Below are 24,903 nucleotides of genomic sequence, written 5' to 3' on the forward strand. Positions count from 1 at the left end.
CCCGGTCAGCGGACCCTAACTGTATCGACGCGGGCTGCGCTCCGGGCTGCCCATGCGCGTGGACGATCGATCGGCCCGCCAGGTGGTCGACGTGGAGGGGTCTGCTCAGGCCGCCTGCGGGTGCAGGACGGTACGCAGGCAGCCGTCCTCCTTCTTCTCGAAGATCTCGTAGCCCCGGGCCCCCTGCTCCAGGGACATCGGATGGGTGGCCAGGTACCCCGGATCGACCTCGCCGACCGCGATCCGGTCCAGCAGCATCGGGATGTAGCGCTGGGCGTGCATCTGCCCCATCCGCAGCACCAGCGCCTTGTTCATGGCCGCGCCGAGCGGGAACTTGTCGACCAGACCGCCGTACACCCCGACGATGCTCACCGTGCCGCCCTTGCGGCAGGCCATGATCGCCTGCCGGACCGCGGTCGGCCGGTCGGTGGTCAGCCGGGTCGTCTGCTTCCCCTTGTCGTACGCGTAGCTCGGCCCCACGTCGTGCGACTCCATGCCGACCGCCTCGATGCAGGCGTCCGGCCCGCGCCCGGCGGTCAGCTCACGCAGCGCCTCCAGCACGTCGGTATCCGCGTAGTTGATCGTCTCGACGCCCCACCGGTGCGCTGCGGCGGCGAGCCGATCCGGCAGCCGGTCGATGACGATCACGCGCTCGGCGCCGAGGATCTGCGCGGACCGGGCGGCCATCTGGCCCACCCCGCCGGCGCCCCAGACCGCGACCACCTCGCCGCCCTTCAGGCCGCAGAAATCGGCCCCCATCCAGCCGGTCGGCATGGCGTCGGAGGCGAACACCACCGAGTCGTCCGGCACCCCCACGGGGACGGTGAACGCCCCGACGTCGCCGAACGGCACCCGGATGTACTCGGCATGGCTGCCCGAGTAGCCGCCGGCCGCGTGCGAGTAGCCGAGGATGCCGGCCGGCGCGTGGCCCCACAGCTTCTCGCTGAAGACCGGCTGCGGGTTGGAGTTGTCACAGAGCGAGTACTGCTCGGTACGGCAGTACCAGCAGCCGCCACAGGCCACCACCGAGCCAACCACGACCCGGTCACCGACCTTGATCCGGCGTACGTCCGGGCCGGTCTCCACCACCTCGCCCATGAACTCGTGGCCGAGGATGTCGCCCTCCCGCATCGCCGGCAGGTAGCCGTTGATCAGGTGCAGGTCCGAGCCGCAGACGCTGCTCGCCCGGACCCTGACGATGATGTCGCCGGCCGAGCGGATCGTCGGTTCCGGCACGTCGCGTACCGCCAGCTTGCGGACGCCCTCCCAGCACAGCGCCTTCACGGTCGACCCCCCACCATCAGCGTCTCCCGGATCCGGTCCGTCGCCTGCTCCTGCTTCGGGCTGCGTCCCGACGGGTCGTGCCGGGTGTCCAGCACCTGGCCGGTCTCGATCAGCGACTTGATCCGGCGTAGTGCGCTGCGCAGGGCCAGGTCGGGGTCGTGCCGGCTGGCCAGGCCGAGCACTCTGCGTATCCGGCCGGACCGCCAGCGCAGCTCGGCGCGGATCTCGGTGCCCCGGTCCTGCGGCGCCGGGACCAGCTCGACCCGGCCCCGCTGGGCGACCGGCCCCTCCGTCACCCGCCAGGTCAGCCGGCCCGGACCCTCGACGGTGAGCTCGGCGCGCCACTCGGTGCCGCCGCCCGCCGGGTCGCTGGCCACACAGCGCCACCGGTTGTCGTCGAGCCGCTCCAGGGTCGCCCACTCGGCCAGCCCGCGGTCCAGCCGTTCCTGATCCGTCCAGAAGCCGATCACCGCATCCCTCGGCCGGTGCACGGTGATCCCCCGGTGGACGACGTACCAGCCCCCCTCCCGGTCGGGTTGGTGCCGGCGCCGCCGCCGGGCCACCATCCGGCCGACCCCGAACCCGGTCACGGTGGCGGCGCCGCCGAGCACCCACCTCATCCCACTGCTGGTCATCACGCCTCCTCCACCCGGGCGCCGGAGCGCGCCCGCGTCCCGCAGCGCTACCCGGCGAGAAGGCGTCGAAACGGCGGCCGATGTGCCATCGACCTACCCGGCGTCCGGCCCACGCCCTGATTCGTCATTTCTCTGCGGAGCCGCCCCGCCCCGATCTCACAATGGTGGGTCTGCCCCGCGCGGGCGGCGGCTGAGCAACGGAGGTGACAGCGATGGCACGTGACGTGCGCGGACCCGCCCCGGCCGGGCAGCGGCCGGCGATCCAGAATTTCGCCCTCCTGGTGGCCGCCGTCTTCGTGCTGATCGGCGTGCTCGGCTTCATCCCCGGTGTCACCGAGCACTCCGGCGACCTGGCGTTCGCCGGCCACCACTCCCAGGCGAAGCTGTTCTACCTGTTCCAGGTGTCGATCCTGCACAACCTCATCCATCTGGTCTTCGGCCTGGTCGGGCTGGTGCTGGCCCGCCGGGTCGGCGGGGCGCGGCTGTTCCTCGCCGGTGGCGGCGCCATCTATCTGGTGGTCTGGCTGTACGGCTTCGGCGTCGACCGGGAGAGCCCGGCGAACTTCGTGCCGTTCAACGACGCCGACAACTGGCTGCACCTGTTCCTCGGCTTCGGCATGCTGCTCCTGGGGCTGCTGCTGTCCCCCCGCGCGGGCACCGGCGGCCGGCTGGACACCCCGTTCGACCGGCCCTGACCTGTGCGTTCACCCGATCGGGGGCGGCTGGCGCGACCCCCTCCGCGGGGGTTTGCGCGGTCACCGGCCGGGGCAGGAGGACCGCCACGGGGAGTGCCCCCGGGACGAGGAGGTCCAGCGATGCCGCGGTGGTTGCGGGAGAACGCGCTCACGGTCGCCATGCTCGGCGCGTTCCTGATCTTCCTGCTGTTGCAGAGCGTGTTCGGCTGGCAGACGCACAACGAGGAGCTGACCCAGTACGGGGCGGCGCCGCTGACCTGGTGGGCGTACCTGGGCACCGGGCACTTCGCCGAGGCGGTGTTCGAGAACTGGGAGTCGGAGTTCCTCCAGATGGGCGGCTACGTGCTGCTCACCGCGTACCTGGTGCAGAAGGGGTCGGCCGAGTCGAAGCCGGAGGACCAGGGCGACCGCCCGGAGGACGACGAGCGCCGGGCCACGCCCGACTCGCCCTGGCCGGTCCGCGCCGGGGGCCTCCCACTCGTGGTCTACCGCAACAGCCTGTCCCTCGCCCTGCTGCTGATCTTCGTCGGCTCGTTCCTCGGCCACCTGTTCGGCGGCGTTGCCCAGTACAACGAGGAGCAGGCGTTGCAGAGCGGGGCCGCCCCGATCAGCGCCTGGCAGTTCCTCGGCACCAGCGACTTCTGGTTCCAGTCCATGCAGAACTGGCAGAGCGAGTTCCTCGCCGTGGGCGTGCTGATCCTGCTGAGCGTCGTCCTGCGCCAGCACGCCAGCCCCGAGTCGAAGCCGGTCACCGCCGCGCACGCCGAGACGGGCGCCTGACCGGGCCGCCGCGCGGGTCCGCCACCCGTCCGGCGGCCACCGCCGCCAGCCGTCAGGCGGCCACCGGCAGTTGCTTGGCGAAGCACACGCGGTACGGGTTGTGGAGGTACTCCCCGTACCCCGGGATGGGCTGGTAGCCGCAGGACCGGTAGAGGCCGATGGCGGCCGGAAGGTAGGTGCCGGCCTGCAGGCACAGCGTGGTGTGCCCCTGCCGGAAGGCCAACTCCTCCAGGGCGGCCAGCAACTGCCGCCCGATGCCCCGCCCCCGGCACGCCGGCCGGACGTACATCCGCGTCAGCTCGCCGGTCTCGGCATCCAGCGACTGGATCCCACCGCAGGCGACTGCCCGCCCGCCGACCACCACCACCAGGTAACGGATGTCGTCGTGAGTGACCGTCACCTGGCCGGCCGGCCCCCCGTCGACGTCCCGCAGTTCACGCTGCTGGGCGACGACCAAGGCGGCAAGCTCGGGATCGTTGGCGGGACGGGCTTCGATCAGCATTCCGTCACGGTAGGTCGGCCGGCTTTCGCGGAGGTTTCCGGCCAACGACCCGATCACGGACGGAAAGGGACTACTCCCAGTCCTCGTCGTCGTCCGCGTCCTGCGCCGCCGCCTCGATCTCGTCGGCCGGGCGCTGCCGGCGGGCCTTGCGAGCCTCCAGCCGCTCGGTCGCCGACGCGCGGGTCGACTTCTCCTCCAGCCGGATGTCGGTGCCCCGGTTGCCCGGGACGAAGTCGACGCCGGCGTAGAGGGTCGGCTGCCAGTCGAACTCCCGGTCGCCGATGCGGACCAGGTCGCCGGGGTTGGCGCCGGCCTTGGCCAGCTTCTCCTCGACGCCCAGCCGGGCGAGCCGGTCGGCCAGGTAGCCCACCGCCTCGTCGTTGTCGAAGTTGGTCTGCCGGACCCACCGCTCGGGGCGGGTGCCGCGGACGGTGAACGAGCCGTCCTCCTCCGCCTCGATGGTGAAGCCGGCGTCGTCGACCGCCTTGGGGCGGATCACGATCCGGGTGGGCTCGGCCGGCGGCGCCGCGCTGCGGGCCTGCTCGACCACTTCGGCCACCGCGTACGTCAGCTCCTTGAGCCCCTCGCGGGTGGCCGAGGAGACCTCGAAGACCGGCAGGCCGCGCGCCTCCAGGTCGGGCCGGACGATCTCGGCGAGGTCCCGGCCGTCCGGTACGTCGATCTTGTTGAGCGCGACGAGGCGGGGCCGGTCGGCGAGGCCGCCATACTCGGCCAGCTCGGCCTCGATGGCGTCGATGTCCGCGAGAGGATCCCGGCCCGGCTCCAGCGTCGCGGTGTCGATCACGTGCACCAGCACGGCGCAGCGCTCGACGTGGCGGAGGAACTCCAGGCCCAGCCCCTTGCCGGTGGCCGCGCCGGGGATCAGGCCCGGCACGTCGGCGACGGTGAAGGTGTGGTTGTCCACCCGGACCACGCCCAGGTTCGGCACCAGGGTGGTGAATGGGTAGTCGGCGATCTTCGGCTTGGCGGCGGAGATCACCGAGATCAGCGACGACTTGCCGGCCGACGGGAAGCCGACCAGGCCGACGTCGGCCACGCTCTTCAGCTCCAGCACCACGTCCAGCCGGTCGCCGGGCTCGCCCAGCTCGGCGAAGCCGGGTGCCTTGCGCCGGGCGTTGGCCAGCGAGGCGTTGCCCCGGCCACCCCGGCCACCCCGGGCCGCCTCGAAGGTGGTCCCCGCGCCGACCAGATCGGCCAGCACCTCACCGTCGGGGGTCTGCACGACGGTGCCGTTCGGCACCTTGATGACCAGGTCATGGCCGTTGGCGCCGTCCCGGTTCGAGCCGGCGCCGCCCCTGCCGTTCTCGGCCTTCACGTGCGGCCGGAAGTGGAAGTCGAGCAGCGTGTGCACCTGTGGGTCGACGACCAGCGAGATGCTGCCGCCGTGGCCGCCGTTGCCGCCGTCCGGGCCACCGAAGGGCTTGAACTTCTCCCGGTGGATCGAGACACAGCCGTGCCCGCCGTCGCCGGCCTGCAGGTGCAGGACGACCCGGTCAACGAACATCGCCACGATCTCAATCCTTCCAGCGGGGCCCACCCCGCATGAGAAAAGCGAAGCGGGCCGGGACCCGAGGTCCACGGCCCGCGACGCCTGCGAACTACTGCTGCGGCACGATGCTGACGGTCTTGCGACCGCGCTTGGTGCCGAACTGGACCGCACCGGCGGCCAGCGCGAAGAGCGTGTCGTCGCCGCCGCGCCCGACCAGGTCACCGGGGTGGAACTTGGTGCCACGCTGCCGGATGATGATCTCGCCGGCGTTGACGACCTGACCACCGAAGCGCTTCACGCCGAGCCGCTGGGCCGCGGAGTCACGACCGTTACGCGAGCTGGACGCACCCTTTTTGTGAGCCATTGGAGGACGACCTACTTCCCGCTGGAGATGCCGGTCACCTTGACCTGGGTCAGCGGCTGGCGGTGACCCTGGCGCTTGTGGTAGCCGGTCTTGTTCTTGAACTTGTGGATCCGGATCTTCGGGCCCTTGGTGTGCGCGGCGATCTCGCCGGACACCGCAACCTTGGCAAGCTGCGCCGCGTCGGTCACCAGGTCGTCACCGTCGACGAGGAGCACCGCGGTGAGCTTCACCGCGTCGCCGGGGACACCGGCGAGCTTCTCGACCTCGATCACGTCGCCCTCGGCGACCTTGTACTGCTTGCCGCCGGTCTTGACGATCGCGTACATCGGAGGCGGACTCCCTGTCGTTGAGGCTGCTGGCGGTCGTTCCCACGGCGACTCGCCGGGTAGCCGTGACACCGGCGGCGCGGGCACGCGGGAACTCGGCACACCAAAGTGCGCCGCAGGCCAGCGTACGCCATACCAGGCCCGGCACCCAAACCGGGCCGCCCGTCAGCCCGCACACAGCTCATCGCGGCGCTGCCGGAGCCGGTCGAACGCCGTCCCGGCGCCGTCCCGACCGGGGCGACGGAACGGCAGGGCCCCTCTCCCGGACTCTCGTTGCCGGGAAAGGGGCCCTGCCGTACGCCGCGCTGGTCAGCGCCTCACGGGCGGGTACGCCGCCGGGCGCCGCCCCGCCGGGAGCGCCGCCGGCCGATGCCGGTCTCGGCGCCTTCCTCGTCGGTCTCGCCCTCGCCGAGCGCGTCCGGGTCGTCCGGCGCGGCCAGCCGGGCCGAGTCGCCCTCCTGGCTGTCCGCCACGGCCGGGGCGGCCGGCATCTCGGTCTCGTACCGGGACAGGTCGTAGCCCATCGTGTCGTGGTAGTCGGCGTCCGCCTGGGCGTCGGTCACCTCGGCGACGGTCTTCTCCGGCTCGGCCTTGCGGCCCCGGCGCCGGGAGGGCCCGCCCTTCTCCTCGGTGGCCGGGGTGGTGACGGCCGAGGCCACCGCCTTGACCTTCTCCCCCGCACCGCCGCCGCGCGGCTTCTCCGGCACCGGCTCGGTGTGGATGATCACGCCGCGGCCCTTGCAGCACTCGCAGGTCTCGCTGAACGCCTCGAGCAGGCCGGCGCCGATCCGCTTCCGGGTCATCTGCACCAGGCCCAGCGAGGTGATCTCGGTGACCTGGTGCTTGGTCCGGTCCCGGCCGAGGCACTCGGTGAGCCGGCGCAGCACCAGCTCCCGGTTCGACTCCAGCACCATGTCGATGAAGTCGATGACCACGATGCCGCCGAGGTCGCGCAGCCGCAGCTGGCGCACGATCTCCTCGGCCGCCTCCAGGTTGTTGCGGGTGACCGTCTCCTCCAGGTTGCCGCCGGAGCCGGTGTACTTGCCGGTGTTGACGTCGATGACGGTCATCGCCTCGGTCCGGTCGATCACCAGCGACCCGCCCGAGGGGAGGAAGACCTTGCGGTCCAGCCCCTTGAGGATCTGCTCGTCGATCCGGTACTCGGCGAAGACGTCGGTGGTGCCGGCGTGCCGGCGCAGCCGGGCGACCAGGTCCGGCGAGACGTGCGACAGGTACGACTCGACCATGCCGTACGCCTGCTCACCCTCGATGACCAGATCGCGGAAATCCTCGTTGAACAGGTCCCGGACCACCCGGATGACCAGGTCCGGCTCCTCGTAGAGCAGCACCGGGGCGCCGCCCTCGGCCGACTTGGCCTGGATGTCCTCCCACTGCGCCTGGAGCCGCTTGACGTCCCGGGCCAGCTCGTCCTCGCTGGCGCCCTCGGCGGCGGTCCGCACGATCACCCCGGCACCGTCCGGCACCAGCTTCTTGAGGATGTCCCGCAGCCGCTTGCGCTCGGTGTCCGGCAGCTTCCGGCTGATGCCGGAGGCGTTGCCGTTGGGCACGTACACGAGGTGCCGGCCGGAGAGCGCGATGTGGCTGGTCAGCCGCGCGCCCTTGTGCCCGATCGGGTCCTTGGTGACCTGCACCAGCACCGAGTCGCCGGACTTGAGCGCCTGCTCGATCGAGCGGGCCCGGCCCGCCAGGCCCGTGGTGTCCCAGTTGACCTCGCCGGCGTACAGCACGGCGTTGCGGCCGCGGCCGATGTCGACGAACGCCGCCTCCATGCTGGGCAGGACGTTCTGCACCTTGCCCAGGTAGACGTTGCCGGCCATGGTGCCGGCGGAGTTCCGGGTGACGTAGTGCTCGACCAGCACGCCATCCTCGAGGACGGCGATCTGGGTCCGGTCGCCGCGCTGGCGGACCGCCATCACCCGGTCGACCGCCTCCCGGCGGGCCAGGAACTCCGACTCGCTGAGGATCGGCGGCCGGGTACGCCGCTGCTCCCGGCCGTCCCGGCGGCGCTGCCGCTTGGCCTCCAGCCGGGTCGAGCCGGAGACGCCCTGCACCTCGTCCACGGGGCGGCGCGGCTCGCGGATCTTGACGACCGTGGGGACACCGTCCTCGGCGGCGACCTCGACGTCGCCCGCGCCACGGCGGCGACGGCGACGCCGGCGCCGGGTCATCCCGTCGCCCTCGGTCTCCTCCTCCTCGGCCTCCTCCTCGGCCTCGTCCGCCTCGGCCTCGGCGCTCTCGGCCTGGACGGCCTCCTCGGCCTCTTCCTCCTCGAGGTCCTCCACGCCGCCCTTGCCCCGGCCCCGGCCGCGGCGCCCCCGACGGCGGCGGCGACGGCCCGCGGCCGTCTCGTCCTCGTCCTCCTCGGCCTCGGCGGCCTCCTCGGCCTCGGCGGTCGGCTCCTCCTCGGCCTCGACCTCGACCGGCTCCGCCTCGCGGCGGCCGCGGCGGCGCCGCCGGCCGGTCTCCACCGGCTCCTCGGCCGGCTCCTCGGCGGCCGGGGCGGTGGTCCGGACGATCGGCGCCTCCTCGGGCTGCGGCGCCATGAACAGGACGGTCGGCGCGGACAGCGCGGCCCGGCGGCGACGCGTGGTCGGCGCGGGCTCCTCCTCGGCCGGCTGCCCGGCCCCCGGTACGGCGGCGCCCGGCGCGATCTCGCCGGTCCGGTCCTCCGGCCCACCGGCGCGGGCCAGCGTCGCCTCGGCGGCCGGCGGCACCTCGGCCACGCCCTCCGCGGTCGGGGTGGGCGCGGCAGCCAGCTCGCGGGCCGGGGCCGGCTCGCCCTCGACCTCCTCGTCCTCCGCCGGCGTGGCGACGGCCGAGGGCTCGGCGGGTTCGCCGCCCTCCTCGTCCCGCTGCGGCTCGGGTTCGGCGGCCGCGGCGGCCTCGGCCGGCGCCTCGGTGGGCGACTCCTCGAGGGTCTCAGCGGGCGGCGGGGTGGCCTTCCGTCGACGGCTGCGGGTCACCTTGACCGGCGGGACGACCTCGTCCGAGGTCGCCTCCACGCCGGTGGCGACCATCGGCTCCTCGACCGCCTTCGCGCTGGTCGCCTTGCGGCGCCGCCGGGTGGTCTTGGGCGCGGCGTCCAGTTCGCCGGCGACCGGGGCGAAGACCTCGGCCTGCGGGGCCTCCCCGCTGGTGGTGCCGGCGCCGGTCGGGGCCTCGGCCGGCGCGTCGATCTGCTCCGGCTGGTTGAGCGGGGCGGCCTTGCGCCGGCTGGTCCGCTTGCGCGCCGGCTTGGCCTCGGGAGTGCTGTCGGTGCTGTTGGCGGTTGCCTCGGCCGGTTCCGAACCGGTCCGCTCGCCGCCCTCGGGCTCGTTCTCGAGCATGGACGTTCTCCAGTTCTGGCTACCCCGGGCGCGGGTGAGCGCTGCCACGCAGGGTCGCCGCAAAAGGTGTTTCCGCCGGGCGCAGGTGCGCGACCGCCGAAGTCTGCCTGCCAGAGCGCCGACCGTCGGTCAGCGCTCTCCGATGGCTGCCCCGTCGCGATCCGCATCCAACGGATCGACGATCTCGCCCTGCGCGGTCAGCGTGCCCTGTGCCAGCCGGATCACCCTCGGTGAGACCGGCGGCTCCAGGTCGGCCACCACGCGGAGGCCGGAAAGGACGTCATCGGGTCGTACGGACGGGGTGACCTGCCGTACGACCACTTCGAGTATCGCACACGGTACGGCCGTCGCCCCGGAAGGCGTCTCGGACGGGGCCAGCACATCGATGCTGATGACGGCGGCCCGCGCGTCGAAGGTCCGCCGGCCCTGCTTGGTCATCCGCTCGACCTGGATCTCCTCGGCGGCGGTGAAGGCCGCCACCGCCCGCTCCAGCTCGGCCGGGTCGACCTCGGGCAGCTCGATCCGCCAGCGCGACACCTCGATCCGGTCGGGCAGGCTGCCGCCGGTGGCCGCCACCGCGTCGAGCACGTCGAGCCCGGGCGAGAGCGCGGCGTCCAGGGCGATCCGCAGCTGCTCCGGGTCGACCGGCTCGCGCAGGCCGATCTCCAGGTACTCGGCCTCGCTGGCGACGCCGGTCGGCGCGGCCGAGGCGTACGAGATCTTCGGGTGCGGGGTGAAGCCCTGGGAGAAGGCGATCGGTACGCCGGCCCGGCGCAGCGCGCGCTCGAAGGCTCGGGCGAAGTCCCGGTGCGAGGTGAACCGCAGCGGCCCGCGCTTGGCGTACCGGATCCGGACCCGCTGGACGACCGGCGCCTGGCCGCCCTCGGGTTGAGGCTTTCTGGCGATCGTGAACTCCTCGGGTGCTGGCTGCGTGTCCGTCCCATCCTGGCGCAGCCCCCCAGGCGGTACGCAGCCGGGGCGGCCGGAGGAGTCCGGAAAGCCGGTCCGAACCAGGCAGCCGGGCTCCTACCGCCCACCCCGGACACGCCGGTGGCCGGCCGGTGACGCGCAGGTCACCCGGCCGGCCACGACGGTGAACGGTGCGCCGATCAGGAGCGGTTGCCGCCCCCGGGCGGCGGATACGTCCCCGGCGGTCCCGGTGGCGGGATGTTGCCGGGGGGCGGGGCGTAGCCGCCCGGGGCGGGCGGGCCACCCGGCTGTGGGTAGCCGGGGGCGGCCGTAGCGCCCGGCGGGTGGTAGCCGGCCGGAACCGGCGGGGCGCCGGGCGGGCCGTAGCCGCCGCCGAGCGGGATCCCGTTGTGCAGTTCGTCCGCCGCGCCGGCCGCGCGGGCCGCGTCACGCCGGTACCGGCGCCGGTTCCAGATCAGGAAGATCGCCAGCGCCAGCAGGACCACCAGCACCACGGCGATGCCGATGCCGATCACCATCACCTGCTGGTCGGTGGGGCCACCCCGGTCGCCGTACTTGGTCACGTCGAAGTTGTCGTCCTCGGCCGCCTGGCCGGGGGCCTGGCTGGCCGGGGCGGCCGCCTCGAGCAGCGGGTTCGCGGAGACGGTCGGCACGTTCGCGGTCAGCGCGGCGACCGGGTCGATCCGCCCGAAGCCGTACTCCGGGTCGCGACCGGGCGGGCCGGCGTCCCGGGCGGTAGCGATGATCCGGTTGATCACGTTGGGCGCGTCGAGGTTCGGGTACTTCGACCGGATCAGCGCCGCGATGCCGGAGACGATCGCGCTGGCATCCGAGGTGCCGTCACCCCAGCCGTAGCCGTGCTCGGGACCGACGTTGTAGATGCCGTCGCCGGGCGCGGCGATCACCGCCTCCGGCCCCCGGACCGAGCCGCCCCAGAAGGCGCCGCCCCGGGTCGTGCCGGTCACCGCGATCACACCGGGGACGTTGGCGGGCTGGTCGACGGCGACGCTCCCCTTGGCCGTGTTGCCCGCGGCGGCCACCACGACCACGTCCCGGTCCAGCGCGTACTTGATCGCGCTCTCCACGTCCGGGTCGGCGTAGCCCGGCCCACCGTAGGAGAGGTTGACCACCTTCGCGCCGCCGTCGACGGCCATCCGGATGCCACGGGCCGACGCCCCGGTGGGGTTGGCGCCCTTGCCCGCCTTGAGCTTGATGGGCAGGATCTTCGCGCCCGGGGCGACGCCGTCCACGCCGTCGCGGCTGGCGTTCGTGGCCGCGATGATGCCGGCCATGTGGGTGCCGTGACCCTCCTCGTCGGCGCGCCCGTCGCCGGAGGCGCCGTAGCTGCGGCCACCGGGCAGCACCTGACCCCGGATGTCCGGGTGGGTGGCGTCCACGCCGCTGTCCACCACCCCGACGATCACGCCCCGCCCGGTGGAGAGCTTGTGCACCTGCTCGATCCGCAGCTCGTCCAGGTACCACTGCTCGGCCCGGCGGGGCGCGGCGGCCGCCGGTTGGGCGGCCCCCAGCACCATCAGCCCGGCCAGCAGGCCGGCCACGGCCGGCCGGAGCGCGCCGACGTGCAACCTCATCCGTCCGTCCTCATCGCAGGATGCCCGGGGACCCGGCGTCGCCGGTGCCCCACGGATCGTCGTCCTCAGTCAACCACGACGAGTGCTCCGCAGCCCCGCTACCATGCCCGCCGGCACCATGGCCGCCCATGCCACCGCCCATCATGCCGCCGCCCATCATCCCCGCGCCCCGCGGGCCACCCGCGCCGCCGGCGCCGGCCGCGTTGCGCAGCGCGCTGGCCGCGCTGGTCATCGGCGGCACCTTGCCGTTGCCGCCGCCGACCATGCCCGGGATGCCGCCCATGCCGATCCCGCCGGCCGCGCCGACGCCGCCACCACCGAACCCGCCGGCCGAGCCCACGCCCGGGCCGCCCCCGCTGAAGCCGCTGCCACCGCCGAGCGCCGGGCTACCCAGGCCGCTCGGGCCGCCGTACCCGCTGCCGGCGGTGGTGGTCGGGCCACCGGCGCCGGCCAGGCCGCTGCCGTAGTCGGGGCTGCCGGTGCCCGGGTAGCCGGAGCCGGTCGACGGCGGCGTCAGGGAGCCCGCGCCTCCGCCGCCGTGGCCGCCCCCGAAGCCGCCACCGGTGGGCGGCGCGATGGACGTGGTGCCGCCACCGTATGAACCGCCGCCACCGCCGCCGATGCCCGTGCTGCCGATGGAGGGGCCGCCGCCACCGAAGCCGCCGCCCCCTCCGCCGCCACCACCCCCACCGGGGTATCTGGACGGGGACTTCCGGTCGTCGGGCGTGTAGCCGTCCGAACCGGTCTCCTCGGGCGCCGACACGACCAGCCTGGGCCGCTCGGTCTCCACCGCGGTGGGCAGCGGCGACATCGCGGTGTTGGCCGCCTGCTGGTTGTCCCGATACCAGTTGTCCAGGTGGGACTTGGTGTCCCACCAGCCGCCCCGCTTGTGGTCCTCGGCGTTGCCGTCGACCTTCATGGTCGCCTCGAGGTCATCGGCCTTGTCGCGGAACGCGCCGTCGGCGTACGAGGCGGGGTTGTTCTGGTAGTCCTTGCGCAGCGCGGCGAGGAAGCCGGACGCGCTCTCGCCGTCCCGGGCGTCGTCGAGCTCGGTGCCGTTCGGCAGGCTCCACTCGTTCCACCCGAAGTCGTCCATCAGCGGGATCGGGATGCTGGCGACCGACTTGCGGATGTCGCCCTCGATCCGGGACAGCGCGCCGCTGACGTTGCTCGCGTCGGTGATCAGCTTCTCGATGTCCTTGCCGATGTCACCGAGGTGCTCCCGGTAGGCGTCGCCGCCGCTGCCCTTCCAGCCGGCCAGCAGGCCGGGCAGGCCGCCGCTGTGCGGGCGCTCCTGGCCGGAGGCGATCGGGCCGACGAACGACCGCCCGACCAGCGAGTCCCGCAGGTAGCCCAGCGCCGTGGAGAGGTTGTTCCACCCCACGCTCACCGAGCCGACCGTCTCCGGGTCCGCCGACAGCGTCACCTCGCGGACGCAGCTCTCCCAGGTTCCTCCTGCCATGACCGTTCCCCTCAGGCCGTGTACGGGTAGGTGGTGGGCGTGCCGCCGGGCGCGGGCGGCGGGGTGGCGGACTCCAGCATCCGCTCGATCTCCTTGCCGTTGGCGGCGTTGCGCGCCTCGGCGTCCCGGAACGCCTTGGCGATGTCCTCGGTGCCCTTCTTGAGCCCGGCGAGCTTGTTGGAGATCGCCTTGAGGTGGAGTTCCATGTTGGCCGTCGACCTGGTCAGGGCCTGCCACTGCATGCGGGCGTCCTCGTACGCGCCGAAGGGGGTGCCGTTCGGAACGGTCTGGGCGTTGTTGCTGTCGCCCTTCATCCGCTCCTTGATGCGCTCCATCTCGTAGCCGATGGTGTCGTCGACGTACTGCTTCAAGCGCTCGACGTACTCCGCCGCGGCGTCCAGGTCCTCGACACTGACGTGGAGGTCGCCGGTGGCCGGCGGCCTGATGTCACCCATGTTGCTGTCCTCCCCGTTGCCGACCCGCCGATCGGTCCATGTCGGACGCAGCGTATCGAGTCGCCGCCAATCCAGGCACCCCCACCCCGGGGTCACGGCACCAGATGGGATCGCCGGCGACGGGCCCTGCTGACGGGCGCCGGAAACGGCGGAGCGCCGGGACCTTGGTGAGGTCCCGGCGCTCCGGACGCGTCGGCGGCGCTACTGCGGGGCGCCGGTGGGCAGCTTCAGGCCGTTGACCGGGGTCAGCGGCAGCAGCTTACGACCGGTCGGGCCGATCTGGATCTCGGTGTCCATGGCCGGGCAGACCCCGCAGTCGAAGCACGGGGTCCACCGGCAGTCGTCCTGCTCGTACTCGGACAGGGCGTCCTGCCAGTCCTGCCAGAGCCAGTCCTTGTCCAGGCCCGAGTCCAGGTGGTCCCAGGGCAGGACCTCCAGTTCGTCGCGCTCCCGGGTGGTGTACCAGTCGAGGTCCACGCCGAAGGCCGGCAGCACCGCGGCGGCGGCGTCCACCCAGCGCTGGTAGGAGAAGTGCTCGCTCCAGCCGTCGAACCGGCCGCCGTCCGCCCAGACCTTGCGGATCACCGCGCCGACCCGGCGGTCACCTCGGGACAGCAGGCCCTCGATCAGCGACGGCTCGCCGTCGTGATAGCGGAAGCCGATCGCCCGGCCCAGCGAACGGTCGGCGTTGATCGCCTGCTTGAGCAGCTTGAGCCGGGCGTCGATGACCTCCGGCCGCTCCATCGCCGCCCACTGGAACGGGGTGTGCGGCTTCGGCACGAACCCGCCGATGGAGACGGTGCACCGGATGTCCTTGGACCCGGTCGCCGCCCGGCCGGCCTTGATCACCTCGTGGGCCATCCGGGCGATCTGGAGCACGTCCTCGTCGGTCTCCGTCGGCAGGCCGCACATGAAGTAGAGCTTCACCTGCCGCCAGCCGTTGGTGTACGCGGTGACCACGGTGCGGATGAGGTCGTCCTCCGACACCATCTTGTTGATCACCTTGCGGATCCGCTCCGACCCGCCCTCGGGGGCGAAGGTCAGCCCGGTACGCCGGCCGTTGCGGGACAGCTCCTGCGCCAGGTCGATGTTGAACGCGTCCACCCGCGTCGACGGCAGCGAGAGCGAGACGTTGGTGCCCTCGTACTGCTGGGCGAGGCCGGAGCACATGTCGCCGATCTCGGAGTGGTCGGCCGACGACAGCGACAGCAGGCCCACCTCGTGGAAGCCGGAGAACTCCAGCCCCTGCTGCACCATCTGGCCGACCGTGGTGATCGAGCGCTCCCGCACCGGGCGGGTGATCATGCCGGCCTGGCAGAACCGGCAGCCGCGGGTGCAACCCCGGAAGATCTCCACCGCGTACCGCTCGTGGACCGTCTCGGCGAGCGGGACCAGCGGCTTCTTCGGGTACGGCCAGGCGTCCAGGTCCATGGTCGTGCGCTTGTGCACCCGGAACGGCACGTCGGGGCGGTTCGGCACGACCCGCTGGATCCGGCCGTCCGGCAGGTAGTCCACGTCGTAGAAGCGCGGCACGTAGACGCTCTCGGTGCGGGCCAGCCGCAGCAGCAGCTCGTCCCGCCCGCCCGGGCAGCCCTCGGCCTTCCACTCCCGGACGATGCCGGTGATCTCCAGCACCGCCTCCTCACCGTCGCCGAGCACCGCGGCGTCGACGAAGTCGGCGATCGGCTCCGGGTTGAACGCGGCGTGCCCGCCGGCCACGATCACCGGGTCGGCGTCGGTGCGGTCGGCGGCGAGCAGTGGGATGCCGGCCAGGTCGATCGCGGTGAGCAGGTTGGTGTAGCCCAGCTCGGTGGCGAAGGAGACGCCGAACACGTCGAAGTCGCGCACCGAGCGGTGCGCGTCGACGGTGAACTGCGGCACGCCGTGGGCGCGCATCAGCTTCTCCAGGTCCGGCCAGACCGCGTACGTCCGCTCGGCGAGCACGTCGGGCAGCTCGTTGAGCACCTCGTAGAGGATCTGCACGCCCTGGTTGGGCAGGCCCACCTCGTACGCGTCCGGGTACATCAGCGCCCACCGGACGACCGCGGCGTCCCAGTCCTTGACCACCGCACCCAGCTCGCCGCCGACGTACTGGATGGGCTTGGTCACCTGCGGCAGCAGCGGCTCCAGCCGGGGCCAAACGGAATGAGCCGCGGCAGGACGCGGCGTCGTGGACGGGGCACTCATGATGCCCAAGGGTACGCGGTGCGCCACCGGCCACCACGGCGCACCGCAGCAGCCCACCGCCCGGCTCTTCTGGATCTTGGATACGTCCCGTCCGCAGCGCACCGCAGCCGTCCGAGATCGGCGACGGGACGGGCTGACGAGCGGATTCGTCGGCGGTGGCGCGCCGGTACTAGCCTCGCAACCGGCGCGAGAGGAGACAGCCGCGATGCCGGAGCCGCAGCCGGGCACCGACCGGCCGGCCGACGGGAGCACCCCGGCCACGGGCGGCGGGGATCCGGGCACCGACGGGCCGAGCCGCGCCCCCGCACCGGCGGCCACCCCGGCCACCGATCCGGTCGCGCCGCCGCCGCCGGCACCGGACGGCGGCACGCCCGCCGGCGAGCCACCCCCGGCCACCGACGAACCGGCATCGACCGACCGGGCCACGACCACCGGCGAACCGGCCCCGACCGACCCGGCCGGCGACCCTGCCGAGCCGGGACCCGACGAGCCGCCCGCGGCCTCCCGCGAACCGGCACCGGCCGCCACCCCGGCGGCCACCAACGAACCGGCCCCGACCGGCGACGAACCGGTGCCCCTCGACCCGCACGAGCCCGCGTCGAGCGACCCGGACATCGACGACCGGGCCGCCGGGGCGCCGACGCCGCCAACGAGCAGCGACGACGCGTCGGCGGGCACCGAGGACGCACCGGCGCCGCCTGCCGACCCGCCGGTCTCCCCGGCGCGCGGCTCGGCCGCCGTACCGCCTCGCCCGGCCGCCGCGAACCGCCCGGCCGGCTCGGCCGCGGTCCCCGGCCGCCTCGACCCCACGCGGCAGACGGACCGCCCCGACCCGGCGCGGGAGGCGGACCGACCGGACCCGACCCGGGTGGAGACCCGCGCCGAGCCGCCCGCGCCCCGGTGGAGCGGGTCCGCGCCGGTGCCGGCCCCGCCGCCCCGCAAGCGGTCCTGGGGCGAATCCGCCGAGCCCACCCCGCCGCCGGTGGACTCGCCCGAACACCTGGTCCCGGTCGACCCCTGGGAGGGTGTCGACACCACCGGCTGGGACCTGCACTCGGCCGACTTCCCCGCGCTGCCGCCGACCCTGTCCTACCCGCCGCCGGCCCACACCCTGCCCCATCCGGCCGCACCGCCGGCCAGTCCGGTGCCGCCCGTCGCCCACCTGCACGCCCCGTACCCACCGGTCGCGCACCCGCACGCCCAGTACCCACAGGCACGCCCGCCGGTCACCCCACCGCCGCCGGTCGCCGCCCGCCCGGTGTCGCCGTCGCCGGCCCCGGTGTCGCCGCCCCGGCCCGCGCCGCCGAAGCAGCGCCGCCGCCCGGCCGCACCGCCGCCCGGGTTCCAACCTCCCAAGGGGTACGTGGCCGTCCCGGTCCGCCGCCGGCGCCGCTGGCCCTGGGTGCTGCTGCTGACCGTCGCCTGCTGCTGCGGCCTGCCCCTCTGGTGGGCCCAGCCGCTCCGCGCCCAGTACCCGGCCAGCGCGGCCCTGCCGGACCAGATCAGGGACCTGCAGCTGCGGCAGGACCAGCGCAGCCAGGCCGACGCGGCCGAGCTGGAGACCCAGGTACGCCAGGCGCACCTGCTCGCCGAGGACACCTTCGCCGGGATCTACACCAACAAGGACGGCAAGCGGGTGACCCTCTTCGGCGGCACCGGGTTCCGGCTGAGCCCCGAGGCGGACGCCGACGCCGAGATCGACCGCCTCCGGGACCGGTACGCGCTGGGCGACGCCGTAGCGGTGGAGACCGGTGTCCGGGGCCGGTACGAGCGCTGCGCGGTCGGCCGGTCGGACGGCGACGCGGTGGTGGTGTGCACCTCGGTCGACCACGGCAGCCTGACCACCGGCGTCTTCACCCGGCTCTCCGTGGACGACAGCGGCCGCCTGCTGAACGACCTACGACAGCAGGTGGTGACCCCGAAGCAGTCGTGAGTCTCACGCTGCGCAAGGTATCGATCACATAAAGGCTCCTCGCGTCGCGCCGCCCATAATGGGTGATTGACTCACAAACGCGACGGTCCAGGGGGCCGAGCAGGCGTACCGCACGGAGGGCGCGCCGCTGGCCGGCGTGGAGGGCTTCGTCCGGCAGATCATGGGCTGGCGGGACTACGTCTGGCACATGTACTGGTATTTCGAGCCGGCCCGGCGCAACCGCAACGAGCTGGCCACGCGGCGGTCGCTGCCGGCCTGGTGGAACGAGCTGGACGCCGACGTGGTCAACGCGCACTACTGCGGCGGCTGCCGCTACGACCCGAGAGAGCGGCTCGGCGAGAACGCGTGCCCGTTCACCGCCGGCTACTGGGCGTTCCTGTCCACCAACCGCCCCCGGATCCCGGCCAACGCCCGGCTGGCCCGGACCATCAAGCAGTTGGAAGGCCTCAGCGACCTGAACGCGGTGGTCGTTCAGGAGAAGCGCCGCGGCAACGACCCGCCGTGACGGCTCAGGCGGTCGGCGGCTCGCCGCTGACCGCCGGCTGGGCGCGGGGCGGGGCGTAGCGGGGCACGTACTCCTGGCCGGTGAGCTTCTGGATCTCGCTCATCAGCTCGTCGGTGATCGCGCGCAGCGAGGTCCGGTCGTCCGACCGGCCGGTGACGTCCAGCGGCTTGCCGAACCGGATGGCGATCTCGGCCCGGCCGGGCCGGGGCACCCGCGTGCCGATGGGCTGCGCCTTGTCGGTGCCGGTCACGCCGACCGGGATGATCGGCACGCCGGCCGCCACCGCCAGCCGGGCGGCGCCGGTGCGGCCCCGGTAGAGCCGACCGTCCGGGGAGCGGGTCCCCTCCGGGTAGACGGCGACCAGGTCACCGGCCTTGAGCACCGGGATGGCGGCGTCGAACGCCGACAGCGCCGCCCGGCCGCCGGCCCGCTCCACCGGGATGGCGCCCAGCCCGGTGAGCACGAACTTCGAGAACGCACCCTTCACGCCGGTGCCCTTGAAGTACTCCGACTTCGCCCAGAAGGCCAGGTGCCGCGGCACCACCGTGCCGAGGAGCAACTCGTCGGCGACCGACAGGTGGTTGCCCGCGAAGATGGCGCCACCGGTCGCCGGGATGTGCTCCAGCCCTTCGACGGTTGGACGGAAGGCCAACCGGATCGTGGGCGCCACGGCGAGCTTGCCGATGGTGTAGAGCAGGGGCACGGGTCCTCCGGCGGTCGTACGGGACAGGCGGTGTCACGGTAGCGGACGGCCCCATGCCGGCCCTCTCGGGTGGCCGGCCGCCCGGGTGGTGGTCCGCCGGATCTCAACCCGCCGGACCACCACCCTCAGCAGGTCATACCCGCCGCACGGCGACCGTCACCCGCTCGCCCTCGCCGACCTCGCCGGCGAAGCCCTCGATCCCCTCGGCGAAGTCGACCGTGTCGGCCAGCACCTCCCGGGCCACGAAGTCGGTGTACGCGGTCACCGCCGCGCGCACCTCATCGGACGCCGACAGCGCCACCACGATCCGGTCCGACACGTCCAGGTCGGCGTCCCGGCGAGCCTGCTGGACGACCCGGACCACGTCCCGGGCCAGCCCCTCGGCGGCCAGCTCCGGGGTGACCTCGGTGTCCAGCACGACCACGCCCTCGCCGCCGGGCAGCGGCGCGGAGTGCTCGGCGTCGGCGGCGACCAGGCGCAGCTCGTACTCGCCCTCGGCGAGGGTGACCCCGGCGGCGACCGGGGCACCGTCGACCAGTTCCCACTCCCCCGCCTTGACCGCCTTGATCACCTGCTGGACCGCCTTGCCGACCCGCGGACCGAGCGCCCGGGGCACCACCGTCAGCACCTGCTGGCAGTACGCGGACACCTCGTCGGTGAACTGCACCTGCTTGACGTTCACCTCGTCGGCGACCAGGTCGGCGAAGGGCCGCAACTGGTCCGCCCGCGACGAGGCCACGGTCAGCTTCGACAGCGGCAGCCGCACCCGCAGCCCCTTGGCCTTGCGCAGCGACAGCGTCGCCGAGGCGACCGCCCGGGTGGCGTCCATCGCGGTCACCAGCTCGTGGTCGGCCGGGAACTCGGCCGCCGCCGGCCAGTCGGTCAGGTGCACCGACCGCTCGCCGGTGAGGCCGCGCCAGATCTCCTCCGCGGTCAGCGGCGCCAGCGGCGCCACCACCCGGCAGAGCGTCTCCAGCACCGTCCACAGCGTGTCGAACGCCTCCGCGTCACCGGACCAGAACCGGTCCCGCGAGCGACGCACGTACCAGTTGGTCAGCGCGTCCAGGTAGGACCGGACGGTGGCGCAGGCGCCGGAGATGTCGTACGCGTCCATCTGCGCCTGGACCGTCGACACCAGCTCGTTCGTCTTCGCCAGCACGTACCGGTCGAGCAGGTGGGTGGAATCCACCCGCCGCTTCGCCTGGTAGCCCTCCGCGTTCGCGTAGAGCGAGAAGAAGTACCAGACGTTCCACAGCGGCAGCAGCACCTGGCGTACCGCGTCCCGGATGCCCGCCTCGGTGACCGACATGTCGCCGCCGCGCAGCACCGGCGAGGACATCAGCATCCAGCGCATCGCGTCCGACCCGTACGAGTCGAAGACGTGGTACACGTCCGGGTAGTTGCGCAGGCTCTTGGACATCTTGCGCCCGTCCGAGCCGAGCAGGATGCCGTGGCTGAGGCAGTTGCGGAACGCCGGCCGGTCGAACAGCGCGGTGGCCAGCACGTGCATGGTGTAGAACCAGCCGCGGGTCTGTCCGATGTATTCCACGATGAAGTCGCCCGGGTAGTGGTGCTCGAACCACTCGCGGTTCTCGAACGGGTAGTGCACCTGGGCGAACGGCATCGAGCCGGACTCGAACCAGCAGTCCAGCACCTCCGGCACCCGGCGCATCATCGACGCACCCGTAGGGTCGTCCGGGTTGGGGCGGACCAGGTCGTCCACCGCCGGCCGGTGCAGGTCGGTCAGGCGTACGCCGAAGTCCCGCTCGAGGTCGGCCAGCGAGCCGTACACGTCCACCCGCGGGTAGTTCGGGTCGTCGGACTTCCACACCGGGATCGGCGAGCCCCAGAACCGGTTCCGGCTGATCGACCAGTCGCGGGCGTTGGCCAGCCACTTGCCGAACGAGCCGTCCTTGATGTGCCCCGGCGTCCAGTTGATCTGCTGGTTGAGCTCGACCATCCGGTCCTTGAACTGGGTCACCGCCACGAACCAGGACGACACCGCCTTGTAGACCAGCGGGGTGTCGCAGCGCCAGCAGTGCGGGTACGAGTGGGTGTACGTGTCCTGCCGGAGCAGCACCCCCCGTTCCTTCAGCTCCCGGATCACCGACTTGTTCACGTCGAAGACCTGCTCGCCCTGGTACGGCGGGACCAGCGCGGTGAACCGGGTGTGGTCGTCCACGGTGACGATGGTCGGGATGCCGGCCGCGTTGCAGACGTTCTGGTCGTCCTCACCGAAGGCCGGGGCCAGGTGCACGATCCCGGTGCCGTCCTCGGTCGTGACGAACTCCGCGCCGAGCACCTGGTATGCGTTCGGCCCGGCCTGCTCGACCAGGAAGTCGTAGAGCGGCACGTAGCGGCGCCCGACCAGATCGCGGCCGGACACCGTGCCGACCTGCGCGTACCCCTCCAGCTCCTTGGCGTACGCGCCGAGCCGGGCGGCGCCGACGACGTACCGCGCGCCGTCGCGCTCCAGCACCGCGTACTCGATGTCGGGGCCGACGGCGAGCGCCAGGTTCGACGGGAGGGTCCACGGCGTGGTGGTCCAGACGCCCACCCGGACCGGGCCGCGCAGCAGCTCCGGCGCGCCCTCGTCGGGGGTCAGCTCGAACCAGACCGACACGGTCGGGTCGTGCCGGTCCTTGTAGACGTCGTCCATCCGGGTCTCGGTGTTCGACAGCGGCGTCTCGCACCGCCAGCAGTACGCCAGCACCCGGAAGCCCTCGTAGACCAGACCCTTGTCGTGCAGGGTCTTGAAGGCCCACATGACGCTCTCCATGTAGTCCAGGTCGAGCGTCTTGTAGTCGTTGGCGAAGTCCACCCAGCGGGCCTGCCGGGTGACGTACCGCTCCCAGTCCTGGGTGAACTCCAGCACCGAGGTGCGGCACGCCTCGTTGAACCGGGCCACGCCCAGGTCGAGGATCTCGGCCTTGCTGGTGATGCCGAGCTGCTTCTCGGCCACCACCTCGGCCGGCAGGCCGTGGCAGTCCCAGCCGAAGCGCCGCTCCACCCGGCGGCCGCGCATGGTCTGGTAGCGCGGCACCACGTCCTTGACGTACCCCGTGAAGAGGTGGCCGTAGTGCGGCAGGCCGTTGGCGAACGGCGGGCCGTCGTAGAAGACGTACTCGTTGTCGGCGGCTCCGCCGCCGCCAGCGGAGCCCGCCGCCGTGTCCGATTGCCGGCCGGAGGCCGGCCTTGCCTCGACGGAGGCCTCGAAGGTCTTGTCGGCCGTCCAGTGCTCCAGGACCCGGCGCTCCACCGCGGGCAGGTCCGGGCTCGCCGGGACACCGGCGGCGGTCGGGTCGTGCAACGGATAGGCCATCGGGGGTCGCTCTCCTCAGCAGCTCACTCGTCGTGTGGTCTGCGAGGACGAACCCTTCCGGTACGCCGTCACCGGCGTGCCCGGGCAAGGCCCGCGGTACCACCCCGCTTGGCGGTCAAGGTGCGACCGCCCGCTCGTTGGCCGGCTGTGACGGGCCGGTCCCGTCCGGTTCTACTGGGCCGGTCACCCGGCCGTTCTTCCGGAGGCTCGCCGGTGATGGCCGGGTCGTCGCCTGTGTCCCGACAAGCGTACTCGACCCCGCGGCCGCTCCGCCCCCGAGTATCACCCCACCCCCATTGATCATGAGGTTGGCGGCGGATCCCGAGATCGTCACCGCCGCCAACCTCATGATCGACGAAGGTCAGCGGGTGGGGTCGGGCCGCTTGCATGACCACCGTCACAGGGCCGCATCGTCACGCCGCCCGGGCCCCGATCCGTCGGGTAGGCGTACCGACGACACGAGGAGGCCGAGATGAGTCGGATCAACATGCCAGCGGTGGCGCCGGGGGCGTACCAGGCGGTGCTCGGGCTGGAGAAGTACGTCCGGGAGAACCTGGACCACACCGTGCTGGAGCTGGTGAAGCTGCGGGCGTCGATGCTCAACGGCTGCGCGTACTGCGTCGACATGCACAGCCGGGACGCGCTCGCCGCCGGCGAGTCCAGCCGGCGGCTGTTCGCGGTCGCCGCGTGGCGGGACGCGCCGTTCTTCGACGAGCGGGAGCGGACCGCGCTGGCGCTGACCGACGCGGTCACCCGGCTCGGCGAGCACGGCGTGCCGGACGACGTGTGGGACGCCGCCGCGAAGGTCTGGTCGGAGAAGGAACTGGCCGACCTGCTCGTCGCGATCGCCACAATCAACGTGTGGAACCGAATCTCGGTGAGCACCCGGAACGAACCGCCGCTCGAGGTGTGACCACGACCGGGGCGGCGGAGGCGGCCGGTGCGCTCACCGCGCACCGGCCGATGCTGCTCGGGCTGGCGTACCGGCTGCTGGGCAGCCTGCACGACGCCGAGGACGTGCTGCAGGAGACGTACCTGCGCTGGCTGGACGTCGACCGGGAGTCGGTCGCCGAGCCGCGCCGCTACCTGTCCCGGGTGGTGACCCGGCTGGCGCTGGACCGGCTACGCGCCCGGCAGGCGGCCCGGGAGACGTACGTCGGTCCGTGGCTGCCCGAGCCGGTGCCGACCGCACCGTCGCCGTTCGGGCCGCTGGACACCGTCGAACTGCGGGACACCCTCTCCACCGCGCTGCTGCACCTGCTGGAGCGGCTCACCCCGCCGGAGCGGGCGGTGTACGTGCTGCACACCGCGTTCGCCCTGCCGTACGCCGAGATCGCGGATCTGCTCGGCCGGTCGGCGGCGGACTGCCGGCAACTGCACCACCGGGCCGTGGCGCGGATCGCCGACGACCGGCGCCGGTTCACCGCGGGCCCGGCCGAGCAGCGGCGGCTGCTGGAGGCGTTCCTCGCCGCGGCGCGCGACGGCGACCTGGCCCGGCTGACCGACCTCGTCGCCGCCGACGCCACCGCCTGGTCCGACGGTGGCGGCCGGGTCCGCGCGGCGCGCAACCCGGTCCACGGCGCGGACCGGATCGCCCGCTTCTTCGCCGGCATCTACGCCCGCGATCGCCGCCCCGGCATCCGGACGACGCCGGCCGAGCTGAACGGCGCGCCGGCGCTGCTGCTGCGCTGGCCGGCCGGGACCCGCTACACCCTCGCGGTGGCCGCCGCCGACGGCCGGATCACCGGCGTCTACCTGGTCGGCAACCCCGACAAGCTGACCCGCGTCCCCGGCTGAACACGCGCGGCGGCCCCCGTCCCAGCGGGGGACGAGGGCCGTCGGCGAGGACGTCAGCCCAGCTCGGGGAACCAGAGGGCGATCTCCCGCTTGGCGCTGTCGACCGAGTCGGAGGCGTGCACCAGGTTCTCCCGGTTGGAGAGGGAGAAGTCGCCGCGGATGGTGCCGGCGGCGGCCTTGCGGCCGTCCGTGCTGCCGATCATCCCGCGCACCACCTCGATCACCTGGTCGCCGGAGAGCACCAGGGCCACCAGCGGACCACCGGTCATGAACGTCTTCAGCGGCGGGTAGAACGGCTTCTCCACGTGCTCGGCGTAGTGCTGGTCGGCGAAGTCGCCGTCCATCGTCCGGGAGACCAACGCGTCGATCCGCAGGCCCTTGCGCTCGAAACGGCCGAGGATCTCGCCCACCAGACCGCGGCGCACCGCGTCAGGCTTGATCAGTACGAGCGTGCGCTCGTCCGGGCTGCTGCTGGACACGCTGGGTTCCTCCTGTGCGCGGAAGCGGGTCGGGCTGGGTACGGTCAGCGTAGCGACCCGGTCCCGGCGCCGACGCGGCGGCTGCTCTTTCCCCC

21 protein-coding genes are annotated in these 24,903 nt (G+C 73.2%); 6 read left to right on the forward strand and 15 right to left on the reverse strand.

Annotated elements, in window-relative coordinates; all coding sequences use genetic code 11:
- Window positions 1–105: 105 nt before the first annotated feature.
- Window positions 106–1,284 carry a zinc-dependent alcohol dehydrogenase gene (locus ACFYM6_RS06215; RefSeq protein ID WP_387272735.1) on the reverse strand — a complete coding sequence of 393 codons (1,179 nt, stop codon included), beginning with the start codon at window positions 1,282–1,284 and terminating at the stop codon, window positions 106–108.
- Window positions 1,281–1,919, reverse strand: coding sequence for a cyclase (locus ACFYM6_RS06220; protein WP_387272737.1), 639 nt, complete (start codon window positions 1,917–1,919; stop codon window positions 1,281–1,283). Before ACFYM6_RS06220 ends, ACFYM6_RS06215 begins: the two co-directional genes overlap by 4 nt.
- A 212-nt stretch (window positions 1,920–2,131) precedes the next feature.
- Between ACFYM6_RS06220 and ACFYM6_RS06225 the strand changes: the two genes are divergently transcribed.
- Window positions 2,132–2,614 (forward strand): DUF4383 domain-containing protein, encoded by a 483-nt coding sequence (locus ACFYM6_RS06225; RefSeq protein ID WP_387272739.1) that lies wholly within the window; start codon window positions 2,132–2,134, stop codon window positions 2,612–2,614.
- Between the two features lie 120 nt (window positions 2,615–2,734).
- Complete coding sequence (locus ACFYM6_RS06230; RefSeq protein ID WP_387272740.1) at window positions 2,735–3,394, forward strand: DUF6766 family protein; 660 nt, start codon at window positions 2,735–2,737, stop codon at window positions 3,392–3,394.
- A 52-nt stretch (window positions 3,395–3,446) separates the two neighbouring features.
- Here the strand turns inward: ACFYM6_RS06230 and ACFYM6_RS06235 are convergent, their stop codons facing one another.
- The 10 genes from ACFYM6_RS06235 to ACFYM6_RS06280 form a co-directional block, all read right to left on the reverse strand.
- On the reverse strand, window positions 3,447–3,896 hold the full coding sequence (locus ACFYM6_RS06235; protein ID WP_387272742.1) for a GNAT family N-acetyltransferase: 450 nt from the start codon (window positions 3,894–3,896) through the stop codon (window positions 3,447–3,449).
- A gap of 70 nt (window positions 3,897–3,966) precedes the next feature.
- Window positions 3,967–5,427, reverse strand: coding sequence for a GTPase ObgE (obgE, locus tag ACFYM6_RS06240; protein ID WP_387272744.1), 1,461 nt, complete (start codon window positions 5,425–5,427; stop codon window positions 3,967–3,969).
- 88 nt (window positions 5,428–5,515) lie between these two features.
- Window positions 5,516–5,770 carry a 50S ribosomal protein L27 gene (rpmA, locus tag ACFYM6_RS06245; RefSeq protein WP_073838295.1) on the reverse strand — a complete coding sequence of 85 codons (255 nt, stop codon included), beginning with the start codon at window positions 5,768–5,770 and terminating at the stop codon, window positions 5,516–5,518.
- A gap of 11 nt (window positions 5,771–5,781) precedes the next feature.
- Entirely contained in the window at window positions 5,782–6,096 is a 315-nt protein-coding gene (gene rplU, locus ACFYM6_RS06250) for a 50S ribosomal protein L21 (RefSeq protein ID WP_073838296.1), read from the reverse strand.
- A gap of 317 nt (window positions 6,097–6,413) precedes the next feature.
- Complete coding sequence (locus ACFYM6_RS06255; protein WP_387272746.1) at window positions 6,414–9,443, reverse strand: Rne/Rng family ribonuclease; 3,030 nt, start codon at window positions 9,441–9,443, stop codon at window positions 6,414–6,416.
- Between the two features lie 129 nt (window positions 9,444–9,572).
- Complete coding sequence (locus ACFYM6_RS06260) at window positions 9,573–10,268, reverse strand: TIGR03936 family radical SAM-associated protein (protein WP_387272828.1); 696 nt, start codon at window positions 10,266–10,268, stop codon at window positions 9,573–9,575.
- Between the two features lie 284 nt (window positions 10,269–10,552).
- Window positions 10,553–11,965 (reverse strand): type VII secretion-associated serine protease mycosin, encoded by a 1,413-nt coding sequence (gene mycP / locus ACFYM6_RS06265; RefSeq protein ID WP_387272748.1) that lies wholly within the window; start codon window positions 11,963–11,965, stop codon window positions 10,553–10,555.
- A 10-nt stretch (window positions 11,966–11,975) separates the two neighbouring features.
- On the reverse strand, window positions 11,976–13,427 hold the full coding sequence (locus tag ACFYM6_RS06270) for a hypothetical protein (RefSeq protein WP_387272750.1): 1,452 nt from the start codon (window positions 13,425–13,427) through the stop codon (window positions 11,976–11,978).
- An 11-nt stretch (window positions 13,428–13,438) separates the two neighbouring features.
- Window positions 13,439–13,882: a hypothetical protein gene (locus ACFYM6_RS06275; protein WP_357443998.1), complete on the reverse strand. Its 444-nt coding sequence runs from the start codon at window positions 13,880–13,882 to the stop codon at window positions 13,439–13,441.
- Window positions 13,883–14,083: 201 nt separating this feature from the next.
- Entirely contained in the window at window positions 14,084–16,069 is a 1,986-nt protein-coding gene (locus ACFYM6_RS06280) for a TIGR03960 family B12-binding radical SAM protein (protein ID WP_387272752.1), read from the reverse strand.
- 205 nt (window positions 16,070–16,274) lie between these two features.
- On the opposite strand from ACFYM6_RS06280, the gene ACFYM6_RS06285 reads away from it, so the two are divergent.
- Window positions 16,275–18,002 (forward strand): hypothetical protein, encoded by a 1,728-nt coding sequence (locus tag ACFYM6_RS06285; RefSeq protein ID WP_387272754.1) that lies wholly within the window; start codon window positions 16,275–16,277, stop codon window positions 18,000–18,002.
- Between the two features lie 136 nt (window positions 18,003–18,138).
- Window positions 18,139–18,507: a hypothetical protein gene (locus ACFYM6_RS06290; RefSeq protein WP_387272756.1), complete on the forward strand. Its 369-nt coding sequence runs from the start codon at window positions 18,139–18,141 to the stop codon at window positions 18,505–18,507.
- A gap of 4 nt (window positions 18,508–18,511) precedes the next feature.
- Here the strand turns inward: ACFYM6_RS06290 and ACFYM6_RS06295 are convergent, their stop codons facing one another.
- Window positions 18,512–19,210 (reverse strand): lysophospholipid acyltransferase family protein, encoded by a 699-nt coding sequence (locus ACFYM6_RS06295; protein ID WP_357444006.1) that lies wholly within the window; start codon window positions 19,208–19,210, stop codon window positions 18,512–18,514.
- 133 nt (window positions 19,211–19,343) lie between these two features.
- The gene (gene ileS / locus ACFYM6_RS06300; protein ID WP_387272758.1) at window positions 19,344–22,532 is read right to left on the reverse strand and encodes an isoleucine--tRNA ligase; all 3,189 of its coding nucleotides are present in this window, start codon (window positions 22,530–22,532) and stop codon (window positions 19,344–19,346) included.
- Window positions 22,533–23,004: 472 nt separating this feature from the next.
- Here ileS and ACFYM6_RS06305 point away from each other — a divergent pair, with 472 nt between their 5' ends.
- Window positions 23,005–23,445 (forward strand): carboxymuconolactone decarboxylase family protein, encoded by a 441-nt coding sequence (locus ACFYM6_RS06305; protein WP_387272759.1) that lies wholly within the window; start codon window positions 23,005–23,007, stop codon window positions 23,443–23,445.
- On the forward strand, window positions 23,442–24,329 hold the full coding sequence (gene sigJ, locus ACFYM6_RS06310; RefSeq protein ID WP_387272761.1) for an RNA polymerase sigma factor SigJ: 888 nt from the start codon (window positions 23,442–23,444) through the stop codon (window positions 24,327–24,329). The genes ACFYM6_RS06305 and sigJ overlap by 4 nt, the downstream gene beginning before the upstream one ends.
- Before the next feature lie 53 nt (window positions 24,330–24,382).
- Here the strand turns inward: sigJ and ndk are convergent, their stop codons facing one another.
- Window positions 24,383–24,808, reverse strand: coding sequence for a nucleoside-diphosphate kinase (gene ndk, locus ACFYM6_RS06315; protein WP_387272763.1), 426 nt, complete (start codon window positions 24,806–24,808; stop codon window positions 24,383–24,385).
- Between the last annotated feature and the right edge of the window lie 95 nt (window positions 24,809–24,903).

The sequence above is a fragment of the Micromonospora sp. NPDC006431 genome (genome assembly GCF_042870725.1).
Taxonomy (GTDB): Bacteria; Actinomycetota; Actinomycetes; order Mycobacteriales; family Micromonosporaceae; genus Micromonospora.

What these genes read in the sequence shown, in the direction of transcription:
- ACFYM6_RS06220 (WP_387272737.1), bottom strand. Translation starts at nt 1,919, where the DNA reads ATGACCAGCAGTGGGATGAGGTGGGTGCTCGGCGGCGCCGCCACCGTG.
- ACFYM6_RS06225 (WP_387272739.1), top strand. Translation starts at nt 2,132, where the DNA reads ATGGCACGTGACGTGCGCGGACCCGCCCCGGCCGGGCAGCGGCCGGCG.
- ACFYM6_RS06230 (WP_387272740.1), top strand. Translation starts at nt 2,735, where the DNA reads ATGCCGCGGTGGTTGCGGGAGAACGCGCTCACGGTCGCCATGCTCGGC.
- ACFYM6_RS06235 (WP_387272742.1), bottom strand. Translation starts at nt 3,896, where the DNA reads ATGCTGATCGAAGCCCGTCCCGCCAACGATCCCGAGCTTGCCGCCTTG.
- rpmA (WP_073838295.1), bottom strand. Translation starts at nt 5,770, where the DNA reads ATGGCTCACAAAAAGGGTGCGTCCAGCTCGCGTAACGGTCGTGACTCC.
- rplU (WP_073838296.1), bottom strand. Translation starts at nt 6,096, where the DNA reads ATGTACGCGATCGTCAAGACCGGCGGCAAGCAGTACAAGGTCGCCGAG.
- ACFYM6_RS06255 (WP_387272746.1), bottom strand. Translation starts at nt 9,443, where the DNA reads ATGCTCGAGAACGAGCCCGAGGGCGGCGAGCGGACCGGTTCGGAACCG.
- mycP (WP_387272748.1), bottom strand. Translation starts at nt 11,965, where the DNA reads ATGAGGTTGCACGTCGGCGCGCTCCGGCCGGCCGTGGCCGGCCTGCTG.
- ACFYM6_RS06270 (WP_387272750.1), bottom strand. Translation starts at nt 13,427, where the DNA reads ATGGCAGGAGGAACCTGGGAGAGCTGCGTCCGCGAGGTGACGCTGTCG.
- ACFYM6_RS06275 (WP_357443998.1), bottom strand. Translation starts at nt 13,882, where the DNA reads ATGGGTGACATCAGGCCGCCGGCCACCGGCGACCTCCACGTCAGTGTC.
- ACFYM6_RS06280 (WP_387272752.1), bottom strand. Translation starts at nt 16,069, where the DNA reads ATGAGTGCCCCGTCCACGACGCCGCGTCCTGCCGCGGCTCATTCCGTT.
- ACFYM6_RS06285 (WP_387272754.1), top strand. Translation starts at nt 16,275, where the DNA reads ATGCCGGAGCCGCAGCCGGGCACCGACCGGCCGGCCGACGGGAGCACC.
- ileS (WP_387272758.1), bottom strand. Translation starts at nt 22,532, where the DNA reads ATGGCCTATCCGTTGCACGACCCGACCGCCGCCGGTGTCCCGGCGAGC.
- ACFYM6_RS06305 (WP_387272759.1), top strand. Translation starts at nt 23,005, where the DNA reads ATGAGTCGGATCAACATGCCAGCGGTGGCGCCGGGGGCGTACCAGGCG.